This window comes from Ensifer sp. Root127 (genome assembly GCF_001425225.1).
GTDB classification, from domain to species: domain Bacteria; phylum Pseudomonadota; class Alphaproteobacteria; order Rhizobiales; family Rhizobiaceae; genus Ensifer; species Ensifer canadensis.
In genome coordinates, this window is the sequence record NZ_LMDX01000027.1 from 1 (window position 1) to 11,784 (window position 11,784).

At 60.6% G+C, this 11,784-nt stretch carries 13 protein-coding genes and 2 pseudogenes; 11 read left to right on the forward strand and 4 right to left on the reverse strand.

Annotated features, from left to right (window positions below; genetic code table 11):
* A pseudogene (locus ASD03_RS26330) lies at nucleotides 1–148 on the forward strand (IS30 family transposase); the annotation flags it as partial.
* A gap of 170 nt (nucleotides 149–318) precedes the next feature.
* Here ASD03_RS26330 and ASD03_RS26335 read toward each other — a convergent pair.
* The gene (locus ASD03_RS26335) at nucleotides 319–621 is read right to left on the reverse strand and encodes an alkylphosphonate utilization protein (protein WP_057207743.1); all 303 of its coding nucleotides are present in this window, start codon (nucleotides 619–621) and stop codon (nucleotides 319–321) included.
* Between the two features lie 253 nt (nucleotides 622–874).
* Here ASD03_RS26335 and ASD03_RS26340 point away from each other — a divergent pair, with 253 nt between their 5' ends.
* Both ASD03_RS26340 and ASD03_RS26345 read left to right on the forward strand, forming a co-directional pair.
* A complete protein-coding gene (locus ASD03_RS26340; protein ID WP_057217359.1) occupies nucleotides 875–1,147 on the forward strand; it encodes a helix-turn-helix transcriptional regulator in 273 nt (90 codons plus the stop codon).
* An 83-nt stretch (nucleotides 1,148–1,230) separates the two neighbouring features.
* A complete protein-coding gene (locus ASD03_RS26345; protein WP_057217361.1) occupies nucleotides 1,231–2,988 on the forward strand; it encodes a SulP family inorganic anion transporter in 1,758 nt (585 codons plus the stop codon).
* Nucleotides 2,989–3,188: 200 nt separating this feature from the next.
* On the opposite strand, the pseudogene ASD03_RS26350 reads toward ASD03_RS26345, so the two are convergent.
* Nucleotides 3,189–3,644 (reverse strand): annotated as a pseudogene (locus ASD03_RS26350) (benzoate/H(+) symporter BenE family transporter); the annotation flags it as partial.
* Between the two features lie 544 nt (nucleotides 3,645–4,188).
* On the opposite strand from ASD03_RS26350, the gene ASD03_RS26355 reads away from it, so the two are divergent.
* Nucleotides 4,189–5,955, forward strand: coding sequence for an ATP-binding protein (locus tag ASD03_RS26355; protein WP_057217364.1), 1,767 nt, complete (start codon nucleotides 4,189–4,191; stop codon nucleotides 5,953–5,955).
* A 361-nt stretch (nucleotides 5,956–6,316) separates the two neighbouring features.
* Here ASD03_RS26355 and ASD03_RS26360 read toward each other — a convergent pair whose 3' ends face one another.
* Nucleotides 6,317–7,825 (reverse strand): winged helix-turn-helix domain-containing tetratricopeptide repeat protein, encoded by a 1,509-nt coding sequence (locus tag ASD03_RS26360; protein ID WP_057217366.1) that lies wholly within the window; start codon nucleotides 7,823–7,825, stop codon nucleotides 6,317–6,319.
* Nucleotides 7,826–8,016: 191 nt separating this feature from the next.
* Between ASD03_RS26360 and ASD03_RS26365 the strand changes: the two genes are divergently transcribed.
* From ASD03_RS26365 to ASD03_RS26395, 7 genes are all read left to right on the forward strand, one after another.
* A complete protein-coding gene (locus tag ASD03_RS26365; RefSeq protein ID WP_057217409.1) occupies nucleotides 8,017–8,232 on the forward strand; it encodes a DUF1127 domain-containing protein in 216 nt (71 codons plus the stop codon).
* 12 nt (nucleotides 8,233–8,244) lie between these two features.
* A complete protein-coding gene (locus ASD03_RS26370) occupies nucleotides 8,245–9,411 on the forward strand; it encodes an MFS transporter (protein ID WP_057217367.1) in 1,167 nt (388 codons plus the stop codon).
* Between the two features lie 153 nt (nucleotides 9,412–9,564).
* Nucleotides 9,565–9,795, forward strand: coding sequence for a type II toxin-antitoxin system VapB family antitoxin (gene vapB / locus ASD03_RS26375; protein ID WP_025431366.1), 231 nt, complete (start codon nucleotides 9,565–9,567; stop codon nucleotides 9,793–9,795).
* Complete coding sequence (gene vapC / locus ASD03_RS26380) at nucleotides 9,795–10,199, forward strand: tRNA(fMet)-specific endonuclease VapC (protein ID WP_057217370.1); 405 nt, start codon at nucleotides 9,795–9,797, stop codon at nucleotides 10,197–10,199. Before vapB ends, vapC begins: the two co-directional genes overlap by 1 nt.
* 101 nt (nucleotides 10,200–10,300) lie before the next feature.
* Nucleotides 10,301–10,549: a DUF982 domain-containing protein gene (locus ASD03_RS26385; RefSeq protein ID WP_025431368.1), complete on the forward strand. Its 249-nt coding sequence runs from the start codon at nucleotides 10,301–10,303 to the stop codon at nucleotides 10,547–10,549.
* A 30-nt stretch (nucleotides 10,550–10,579) separates the two neighbouring features.
* Nucleotides 10,580–11,059 (forward strand): WGR domain-containing protein, encoded by a 480-nt coding sequence (locus ASD03_RS41360; protein ID WP_337797719.1) that lies wholly within the window; start codon nucleotides 10,580–10,582, stop codon nucleotides 11,057–11,059.
* 55 nt (nucleotides 11,060–11,114) lie between these two features.
* Entirely contained in the window at nucleotides 11,115–11,393 is a 279-nt protein-coding gene (locus tag ASD03_RS26395; RefSeq protein WP_025431370.1) for an HU family DNA-binding protein, read from the forward strand.
* A 170-nt stretch (nucleotides 11,394–11,563) separates the two neighbouring features.
* Here the strand turns inward: ASD03_RS26395 and ASD03_RS26400 are convergent, their stop codons facing one another.
* Nucleotides 11,564–11,782, reverse strand: a complete 219-nt coding sequence (locus ASD03_RS26400; RefSeq protein WP_057217371.1) for a hypothetical protein — start codon at nucleotides 11,780–11,782, stop codon at nucleotides 11,564–11,566.
* Between the last annotated feature and the right edge of the window lie 2 nt (nucleotides 11,783–11,784).

Here is an 11,784-nt window from a genome sequence, read left to right on the forward strand (position 1 = left end):
ACCGGAACAGATCGCCGGTCGCCTGTTCGCCGATGGCGTGAGCGCCGTGCGTGTCTGCACCGAGACGATCTATCGCTTCATCTACGGCAAGGAAGATCAGGCGCTGGAGCTCTATCAGCATCTTCCGGAAGGCCGCCGCAAACGCCGCCCCCGTGGCTCAGCCACGGGTGGCTCTTGAAGAGCGTTCTGAGCTGCTTCTAGTGGGAAGTCGTCCATCTAGAAGACGGCCCATCAGCGTGCCCGCGCGACCGACGCCGGAGGCTGAGGTAATTCGGACACTGCGCAAGGACTGCAAGTGCGGCCAACTGATGTTGTCGGTCACCGCTTGCGGACGAACTCGGTGCGCAGGACCAGACCCTTGATCGCGTCGTGCCGGCAGTCGATCTCGTCCGGGTTGTTGGTGAGCCGGATCGACCTGATGACTGTGCCCTGTTTGAGGGTCTGGCCGGCACCCTTCACCTTGAGGTCTTTGATCAGGACCACAGAGTCTCCGTCGGTAAGAGGATTACCCGACGCATCGCGAACCTCCGCAGCCTGCGCGGCCTCCGCGGCGATTTCCGAAACCGGCCGCCATTCGCCGGTCGCCTCGTCATAAACGTAGTCATCGCTCTGGTCGCTCATGTTCGCTCCGCTGTAGTAGCCTGCTTGTCTTTATCGGATCGCCGCGATGCTCTCGGCATCGGCTGCTAACCCATAAGTGCCTCTATCCCTATCACCCCGCGAAATCAAATCGCGGTTTAGCGCCGGAGGCGAACCCAGCGAACGAGCAGTTGAGATCGATCTCCGGCGCATCGTCGGTGACTCAAGATTTAGGCTTGAAACATGAACTTCAATGCGTCACTAGTTTAGATTAACAGCTATGGAATAAATCTGAATGATCACAGCTGCACAGATGCGTGCCGCTCGTGCCCTTGCCGGCATCGACCAGAAGATGCTTGCAGAGAAGGCCGGCGTGTCAGTACCGACGATCCAGCGCATGGAGGCCAGCGAAGGTATTGTGCGTGGCGTGGTCGAAACGTTGACGCGAGTGATCGAAGCGCTCAATGCCTGCGGCGTAGAGCTGATCGGCGACAACCAGCCGAGCGAGCGCGGTGGGCGCGGTGTCCGTCTAGTCCAGCCGGGTCCAGCCGTCGATGCGAAGAGGTGAAACGCGGAGTTCTCTCCAACGGCGGCAATCGCCGACCGTGACGTCGACGTCCCGTCGCCTATAACGAAGGGCCGGAATAACAAATGGGGATATCGCGGCATACGCAGACGGTATTAACGGCCCGCAGGCCGGACTCAGCACAGTTTTCCACCCCAACGTTCTGGGATTTGTTCACACCCAAACTCGTCACCGTGCTTCGCGAGGGGTATGGCTGGTCGCAATTTCGCAGCGACGCGGTCGCCGGGCTTACGGTGGCGATCGTGGCCTTGCCGCTTTCCATGGCGATTGCCATCGCTTCGGGCGTCTCCCCCGAACGCGGCCTCTTCACCGCGATTGTCGGCGGCTTCCTGATATCCGCTCTCGGCGGCAGCCGTTTCCAAATCGGTGGACCAGCAGGCGCCTTCATCGTGCTCGTAGCGGCGACTGTGCACAGCCACGGGCTGGATGGTCTGCTTCTGGCGACGACGCTGTCGGGTGTCTTCATGCTGACCGCCGGCTATATGCGGCTCGGCACCTATATCAAATTTATCCCCTATCCGGTGACCATCGGGTTTACCGCCGGTATCGCCGTCATCATCTTCGCCAGCCAGATCAAAGAACTGTTCGGGCTGAGATTGTCGGGCGCGGAACCCGGTGAACTTTTGGCGAAGCTGGCCGCACTGACCGCCGCAGCGCCCACGTTCAATTTTTCAACGCTTGCCGTGGCAATACTGACGATCAGCACCATCCTCGCCCTGAAACGTTTACGGCCGGGCTGGCCAGGCATGCTGCTCGCCGTCGCCGCCGCTTCGCTCGTCGCGGCAGTCTTCTCCTTGCCCGTGGACACTATTGGAACTCGCTTCGGTGGCATTCCGCGCGGCCTACCGCTGCCGTCAATTCCCGCGATGAGCAACGAACTTTTACTTGCCGTTTTGCCGAATGCTGTTGCCTTCGCCTTGCTCGGTTCAATCGAGTCGCTGCTTTCGGCCGTCGTTGCCGATGGCATGACAGGACGACGTCACCGTTCCAATTGCGAACTTGTAGCGCAGGGTTTGGCCAATATAGCCTCAGCGCTGTTTGGCGGCATCTGTGCGACCGGCACAATCGCGCGCACAGCGACCAATGTCCGAGCCGGCGCACATGGCCCCATCTCTGGGATGCTACATGCCTTGTTCCTCCTCGGCTTTATGCTAATTGCCGCGCCGCTCGCGAGCTACATCCCGCTCTCTGCACTTGCCGGTTTGCTCACCGTCGTCGCCTGGAACATGATCGAGACGCAATCAGTGGTCGCGCTGATCCGCTCCTCGCGGGGTGATGCACTGGTGCTGCTCGTCACTTTCCTGCTTGTGGTCTTCCGCGACCTGACAGAGGGCATCGTCGTGGGTTTCGCGCTCGGAGCAGTACTCTTCATCGACCGTATGTCGAAGACGATCGCCGTCGAAGCTCACACTCTTCCACTGCTAGACGACACCGCCGACGAGGCAAATGGCGGGCGCGAGGCTTATCACGCGGAAGTCGCCAGCGATCCGGACACGGTTATTTACCGCATTTCCGGCGCATTCTTCTTCGCCGCTGCCACGACGGTCGGCGCAATCCTCGACCGCATCGCCGACCAGCGGCGAAACTTCATCCTCGATTGCTCGGCAGTTTCCTTTCTCGATTCTACTGCTGCCAGTGTCATTGAAGGCGCGGTGCACAAAGCTGGGCGTGCCAGAGTGCGCTTCTTCATCACGGGCGCCTCTCCGCAGGCTCGCCGCATGCTGTTTGCGCACAATGTGCGTCCCCCTCGCGTGCGGTACAAAGCCACGATTGAAGGGGCGCTAAGGCAAATCGAGAAGGAAGATAAACCCGGCGGAACATAACAACTGTACGATTGTCGGGCTCGACACGTTCATTGCCGGTGAGACGAGTTTCAGCCTCGTCGGCTATCATGCCGGCATGCGCGCCGCCCACCGGCTGGCTTGGCCAGCGGTTCAAGTTCACTGCAAATGCACCGGATTGATCTGCCTTTCCCGTTGGACGAAGGCCGCAACAACGTCTTCGTTGGCGCGGGAATCGAGATAGCCGCAATGCCCGCGATCCAGCGCTTCAACGGTCTTCATGAGCTTCCTTGCCGAGGGCGATCGCCGCGATATTGAAGGCATTGGAGCCGAACGGAGCCATGATGAGCGAGCCGAAGCCCGTCACGGTCACAATGGGATTGGCGCTCGTCTTGAACCCATCGTTCCGCAAGACCAGCATTCCAGGCATATATTGGCCGGTCAGCGTAATCAGGAACAGCGGCAGCGCGACCGAGATCAGCGCATTCAGCGAGAACTCCGGCAAGGTGAAGACCGGAGCGGCGAATTCCAGCTTCAGGCCGGATAGATCGACGCGACCTTGCGTGAGCAGGCAGGCAAGCCCGAGTACCCAGAATGCCGACCACCGCATAACGGGCGAAGAAGCGCTTCAATGCGACGTAGGCGACGGTCAGAAGCCCGACGAGCAGCGGATCGACGCTTGCGCCGCCGAATGCGCCGTGCCGGTGGCAGGACTGCCCTGCATGCTACGGACCTTGGACGACCATCTACAAACGACCATCGAAATCCTGACGCCTCAGGGGCGCAAACCTGGCTGGAAGATGGATTTCATGAATGATCCTGTGGTCCTTGCGCGGCGAGAGAGAGCTTTGTCTCGCTCGAGTGCAGATCACCCGCCAGTTCCCTTCCCTTCCCTTGCAACCCGCCCCAGCCGGTCCGGTCGGGGGCTTGCGAGCTGAAGCGTCGCATTTCTAAACGGCTGAAGACGCCGGATGGGACACTTCTACTTTGCCCAACGGCGGACAGTTCAACCTGGCCGCCACATATCGTGTAGCGGCAGTTTAGAGATGCGACATATAGGCCAGTTAGAGATGCGACAGTCCCGCCTCTTGGGACGTGAGCGGGTCGTTCATCCGGCCACCCTCAATGAAAGCTTCGGCGCAAATTCTTTGGCCGCCAACGTATGGGAAACAGTTTTCCGATAAATCAATCGTCCTAGGACGGGCCGCTGGATGATGTCCCTCCGGCATCTGGAGAGGACGAATGCACGAAGACAAGATCCGCCAGGCCCTCATCGAGCTTCTGTATCGCAACTCCTATGGCGTGGTGATCTCAAACATCGTCATTTCTGGCGCTGCCGTGTACGTCCTTCGCAATGCCGTATCGGGGAGTTGGCTCGCCGGATGGGTTGGCGCTCTCTATCTGCTCATTATCTTGCGTGTGCTCGCCTCCCGCCGTTTTTTCAGCCGCCCAAGGGATTCCCGGTCCATCATGCGATGGGCCTGGCTCGCTGCAGCATTTACCTGGGCGTCCGGTCTGCTGTGGGGCACGCTCGGCTGGGTCGGCTTCCTTCCGGATGCGCCCATCGTCCTTTCGTTCACGGTTATCGTTCTGGCCGGACTGGTCTGCGGCACGGTGCCGTCTCTTTCAGCCTTTCCACCCGCGCTCATCGGCTCAATTCTTGTGACGGTCCTGCCGATCGCCGTCCGCTGCATTCTGACGGACAGCGATATTTCCGGCGCTTTCCTGTTCCTGCTCGCCTCCCTTGTGGCAATCAACTTCTACTACTGCCGCATCACCTACCGGATGTTGCGTGAAACCGTCAGCCTGCGACTGGAAAACGAAAGCCTCGTCGGTCACCTGCAAGAGGAACGTGATCGGGCACAGGCAGCAGACCGCGCCAAGACTCGATTTCTGGCAGCCGCCAGCCACGACCTGCGCCAGCCGATCCATGCGTTGAGCCTGCTTGTTTCCACACTGGCAATATTGGGGCAGCGCGGAAACGTCGCCTCAGGCGATGCTCGCGATCTGGCAACGAGAGCGAAATCCGCCGTCAGCAATCTCGGCGGACTGCTGAATGCGCTGCTCGATATCTCCCGACTTGACGCCGGCATCGTGACGATCGCGAACGAGACAGTGTCGTTGCGCGACCTCTTTCGCGATCTCCGCGACGAGTTCGCCGCAGAAGCAAACCAGCGCGGCCTTGACTGGCGGATCGTCGACAGCGACTTGCTGATCGACAGCGACCCGATGATGCTCCGACGGATCCTCAACAACCTGTTGTCGAACGCGTTTCGCTACACCAATGCGGGCGGCGTCCTCCTTGGCTGCCGCAGGCGCGGCAATTCGGTCGAAATCCAGGTCCTGGATACGGGCACCGGCATTCCTGCCGATCAGCAAACGATGGTCTTCGAGGAATTCATGCAGTTGCAGAATCCGGCAAGGGACCGCACACAGGGTCTGGGCTTGGGTCTTGCCATCGTTCGGCGCACGGCCGAGCTGCTGCAACATCCCTTAAGATTGGTTTCCGTGCCCGGGCGCGGCTCGATGTTCTCGATTACAGTTCCGAGGGCTCGCTCGGTAGGATCTCCCCTGCAATCCGGCCGGCCATCTCCCGCGGTCGGCATCACGGCCGGTATCATACTGGTGGAGGACGAGAAGGAGGTGGCCGACGCCATGGTTCGGCTTCTGACCCTGGAGGGGCATCGGATCTATGCCGGCCGGTCTGCTGAGGAGGTGCTGAGAGTCCATTCCGAAGCCCTGGTGGCCGGCAGCGCGCCGGTCGATCTTATCGTTGCCGATTACCGCCTGCAGCATGGCGCCACAGGTCTGGACGCGATCCAGACCCTTTGCGACCACATCGGCCGCCGCGTTCCGGCCATCATCGTTACCGGTGATACCTCGCCATCGCGCCTCAAGGAAGTTAGCGCCAGTCGTTCTCGTATTCTACACAAGCCCATTACCGGAGAGGAACTGCGCGAAGCGATCCATGCCGCCTTGGAGGACTTCGAGCCGGAACCCCGCGGATAACCAGGGTATTGAGCGCACCAGGCGTCGGCAGCAATGTTGCCAGAGTCTCGTTGGCGCGGCTGGGCCGGCTCGCCACAGCGGGTTCAAAATAGCGACGGCGGGGGACCGGGAATACTCGCGCCGGCAAGTCTTCCCGCTTGATCGAGGGGTCGGGCCAGCCTCGCGGCACCCGGCACCCTCACCCACCCGGTCTGACCAGCGACCGCGCGTAATCGCCAAGAACCGCACCGCGCCGATGTTTTCGACCGTGCGGATGGAGGCTGTCTGACGGCCACAGCAAGCGGCAAAAAGACCGGCAAGGCTCTCGCCGCTTTTTCCACGCTAAGGGTAAATGGCGGGTTTGGGAGATCACGCCCGCGTGTCACTCCTGGAGCCCCGCCTTGCGGTAGCCATCGACGAAATGCGCAAGCGTCGCAGCGTCGCGGAATGGCTCGGTCGTCGCCCAGTGGTGGATTGTGAAACTCGGATTGCCAACCAGGAAGAGTTCGACCTCTGTACGTGCCTCGTCGAGCCGGCCCAGCTGAGCAAGGCTTGCCGCCAGGAAACGGCGCGAGCTTGTACGGTACGTCTCGTCCCTGCGCAGCGTCTCGACAGCGGCTTCGTACTCGCCAGCCGCGTATTGGGCCTGGCCGAGCGTCAGATAGTACCAACTCGCCGGAAACGGGTTCAGCCGGAACGCCTTGCGAATGTGCTCAAGCCCCTCCTCCACCCGTCCGGCCAGGACCGCGACATCGGAGAGTGCCGCCCAACTGTCGGCCTCGTTCGGGTCGAGTTCGATCGCCGTGGCAAATTCCCGATCGGCTTCGGCGAAGCTGCGCTCATAGGCAAGCAGGTAAGCCAACACCCAGCGGCAGCCAGCATCGTTGGGATCGAGCGCGACGGCTTTGCGCGCCATTTCCAACGCTATGCCACGGCTAGCTTCGGTGGGTCCGCCCGAATGCACCCACCCCATCCAGTGGTTCATGGCAAGCCAGCGATAGGCCTCGGCATAATCAGGATCGAGCGAAACTGCGCGCGTGAGCATCAGATGCGCTTCCTGCGCCGACTGCGGCGTGTCATCCATCAGCTTACGCGCCCGCACGCAGAGATCGTAAGCCTCGATATTGTTGGGTCGGTTGCGCGACGGCGGTGCGCGCAGCCGGCCGAGCAAGGCTTCCACGATCTTGCCGGTGACCTCGTCCTGAACGGCAAAGATATCTTCCAGGCTGCGATCGAAGCGTTCCGCCCATAGGTGTTCGCCACTCACCGCATCGACCAGCTGGGCGTTGATGCGCACATGCTCGCCGGCGCGACGAGCGCTGCCCTCCAGCAGGTAACGCACGCCAAGATCCTCAGCGATCCCGCGCACGTCCATCGCCCTCCCCTTGTAGGCAAAGGCCGAATTGCGTGCGATGACAAAAAGGCCGGAGATCCTGGACAGGTCAGTGATCAGATCTTCGGTCAACCCATCCGCGAAGGATTCCTGTTCGGGGTCGTTGCTGATATTCACGAAGGGCAGCACGGCTATCGATGGTTTGCCGGGCAGCGGCAAAGGTTTTCGCATCGCGCCGCTCAGCTGCTCGATGGCCCTGGTGAAGCGGTAGCCGACGCGCGGAACCGTCGAGATCCATTCACCGCCGTCGGCGGCGGGACCAAGCAGCTTGCGCAGCTGCGCGATCTGGACGGTGAGATTGCCTTCCTCGACAGCCGTGCCCGGCCACGCCGCATCCATCAACTCGGTTTTTCCAAGAATTTCGCCGGGTCGTCCGACGAGTGCTGCAAGCAGCTTTAGCCCGCGGTGGCCAACGGCAACGGGATCACCGTTCCGAAGGAGCGTTCCAGCATCCGGATCAAGCACGAATGGACCAAAAGCAAAGCGCGATCCCTGCATACGGCGCATCTATAGTCCGTTTGGAAGTTTTTGAGAACTATTTGGGAGGCCTTAATTACGACGCCGTTTGTATCCGGCAGACTCCATCCTCTTTCAGGTCGAGGGCCGCTGGCCGCTCAAACCATATGGAGGTTGCCATGAACGATATTCCCACCTCTGCGTCGACCCTGCTTCAGGCAGCGTGGCCGGCAATGCCCGTGGAACCGGCGGAAGTGTCGCGCCGACACTACAGCCTGGCGACCTTGCGAAGCATCATCGCTACCTGGGGTGAGCGGATACGCTTTCGCTGGGAACTTGAGCAAAAGTTGAAGGAAGATCCTCATTTGATCGATGACATCGGTCTGACGAGACAGCAGTTCGAGGCAGAGATCGCCAAGTCCTTCTGGCAAGTATCAAACCCCTTATAAGGCGAATGCTTCATGACTGCCGAAAGCACGACAATATCGCGCGAGGATCGGATCCCATGGGCCGCGATGGCAGGCATCATCGCGACCGTCACGGTGTTCGCCGTGGCACAGGGGCTAACCTATCCGCTGCTCAGCTTCATTCTGGAGCGGCAGGGAATGACATCAGGCGTGATCGGCCTGTCGGCGGCGATGACGCCGCTCGGTTTCATTGTATCCGCGCCTTTCATTCCCGCGTTGACCCGGCGGGTGGGCGCGCCACGGCTTGCGATCCTGTGTTCGATGCTGGCCGCGCTCACCCTGATCGCGATTGGCTGGACACAGGAAGTATGGGCCTGGATGCCACTGCGCTTCCTGCTCGGCTTTTTCGCCAATCCGCTTTACGTGATCAGCGAAACCTGGCTGCTCGCGATCACGCCCGCGCCACGCCGGGGCCGCATCATGGGCCTCTATTCATCGATCGTGTCGGCTGGCTTCGCCATCGGCCCCCTGTCGCTCGGGCTGGTTGGCACGCAGGGCTGGCCGCCCTTCATGATCGGCATCGTCGCCTTCCTTCTCTGCGGCCTAATCGTGCTTGCGGTCGTGCCGCGCCTGCCCGACATGCCGCATGAGGGTGAGGCAACATCGGTCGGCGGCTTCTTCGCACTGGCACCGCTCCTATTGTTCGCGGTTTTCACTGCCGCTGCTTTCGAGCAGACCCTGCTTTCCTTGTTTGCTGTCTACGGAGCAGCGCTCTGCAGCGCGGAAGAGCGCATTGCTTCGCTCATCACCTGCTTCATCGTAGGCAATGCCGTGTTGCAGATTTTGCTCGGGCGCGTCGCAGAGCAGTTTGGCTCGAGACGGACGATGCTGGTCTGTGCTGTGGCATCGCTGGCCGGCTGCCTGTTGCTGCCGTGGTTCTTCAACTCGTGGCTCATCTGGCCGCTCGTTTTCGTCTGCGGCGGGGTCTCGTTCGGGATCTACACCATGTCGCTGATCCAACTCGGCGAGCGTTTCGCCGGTCAAGCCTTGATCGCCGGCAACGCTGCCTTCGCGATCCTATGGGGTACAGGCGGCATCGTGGGCTCGCCCGTCACAGGACTGGCGATGCAACTGATCGGACATCAGGGATTGCCATTGTCCCTTGGCCTGCTGTGCTGTGTCCTGGCCTTTCTCCTGATGGCGGAGAGACGACGGGGTTGATCCGGGCACTTGCCTCATGCCGCGCCGACGATGAGAAGCCGGGTTCCACCAATAGGGAGTCAGCATGATCGCCGCCTGGTATATCCCATTGACATATCCACGGCCAACGACCTATATGGGGATATACTTAAGCCATATCCCAAGAGGTGATCTATGGACCAGGGCTCCGTATTTCAAAGCAATCGCAGCCAGGCGATCCGTCTACCGAAGGCCGTGGCGCTACCCGACGATGTCAAGAGAGTCGATGTCGTGGCGGTCGGAAGGACTCGAATAATAACCCCGGCCGGGGAAGCTTGGGACAGTTGGTTCAACGGCGAACGGGCGAGCGCCGACTTCATGGCGGATCGTGATCAGCCCGAGCAGCAAGAGCGCGAGACGTTCTGATGCTCAAATACATGCTCGATACCAACATCTGCATCTTCACGATCAAGAATCGTCCAGAGCCTGTTCGCGAGGCTTTCAACCGCCACCAGGGGCAGCTCTGCATCAGTTCGATCACTCTTATGGAACTGATTTTCGGCGCTGAAAAATCGGCAATGCCGGAGCGAAATCTCAACGTCGTTGAAGGATTTGCGGCAAGGCTCGACGTACTGCACTTTGATCGCTTGGCGGCAGCACACACCGGCCAACTCCGGGCCGAGCTGGCCAGGGCCGGCAAGCCAATCGGACCTTACGATCAATTGATTGCTGGCCATGCCCGCTCACAGGGACTGATCCTGGTCACCAACAATGGACGGGAATTCGAAAGAGTGCCTGGCTTGCGTCTTGAGGACTGGGCGACCACCTGACAATGGAAGGCATGCCCGATTGCCAGGGGCGCGAAAGCCTGGCCGGAGGAAGGAACAAACTTGCAGGATAAGCGTTCTGCGGCGAAACGGAGGCAACGCAGATGCAAGGTATCAATTGGGATCACCCCGTCAGGGTCGGTCCAGAAGGTGAGCGGTGTATCAACGGGCCAGAGGATGCGCTGCAGTATCTAAGTGAATGGCCGCAAGGCGGATGGTTCTACGAACGGGCCAGAAATCGCTGCCACGCCGCGCTGGAGCGCGGGGAGAGCCTTGGGCTGTCGCGCAAGGCCTTCATTGGCGCGGCCATCGAATGTTCATTCCCGATTGCGGAGGACGAGATATCCTCGTGAGTTGCCGGCCAGCCATGAAATCCCTCCAGAGTGCACAAGCTCCGGCGTTCCGGGGCGGTTAGTATAGCAACTATCAAAGGGGCGGCCTCTGCCGCAGGCGCGGCCTCCAGCCTTTCAGGACGACATTTTGCGGAACTGTCGAGGTTTGACTCGGCGACGCCAACCGATTCAAAACTCTCATTGGACGCGGATTCTCCGACGCGCGATGCTGCGTTCATGACCCAGCAGTGCTCCAACCTCTACTTTCAACGGATAGATCCCAGCCGAAACATGGCGCGCTACTATGCGCTTTCGATCCAGCCGACGCTCTTTGGCGAAATCTCCCTTATCCGCGCCTGGGGACGCATCGGTACGCTCGGCCAGGAGATGAGCCATCACTTCGCATCCGAGGCCGATGCCATTGCGATCCTTCTCCAAATCGCCCGCAGAAAGAGGGCGAAAGGCTATGTTGCCAAGGCAATCTGTGGAAAATCACCTGAGGAGGCGGGAGTTGTTGCGCAAGACCGATGACATTGGCGCCATTCGGGCAAAGTATCCTTTCGTCAAAAACGAGGAGGAACAACCTTTGACCACCACAACTGAAATCGCAGAAAAGATCGCCGGCGAGCATGGCCTGACGAAGGCTCAAAGCAAAGCCGTCGTTGAATCCGTGCTTGCAGCCATCTCCGCCGCTTCGGTCTCCGGCAACGAAACCTCCCTGCCCGGCTTCGGCAAGTTCAAGGTCAAGGCCACGCCTGAGCGTGAAGCCCGCAATCCGGCAACCGGAGCGACGATCAAGGTCGCGGCAGCAAGGAAGGTGTCCTTCGTACCGGCAAAGGCTCTGAAGGACGCACTCAACAAGTAACGTCGCAGCTTTTGGCCCCGCCTGCTGGCGGGGCCACTGAACTCGCTTGGGCTCTGCGTCCAGGCAGCAGCAGAACCCGATGCCATGGGGGTTCTCAGCCGCACGCGTTTAAGCGCCACCGCCGCTGCGCACCATCGTCAAACGCAGTGAAGACGTCCGGCCGGACCGCCTTACCCGTCGAACCGGCCGTTCGAGATGTCCTCGGCCGACGTCACGGAAACCGCGACGCTGACGCCCTTGATCACCGTGCCTCCAGCCCTTTGGAGATCAACGACGGTCTGAAGGGCGCCTTTGACCGGCACCGTCATCGGCGCGACGGTCCCTGCCTCCAGGTCAACAATGTAAAGTCCCTCTTCGCCAGCGAAACCTAAGATTGCAAGTTTTGCCATGC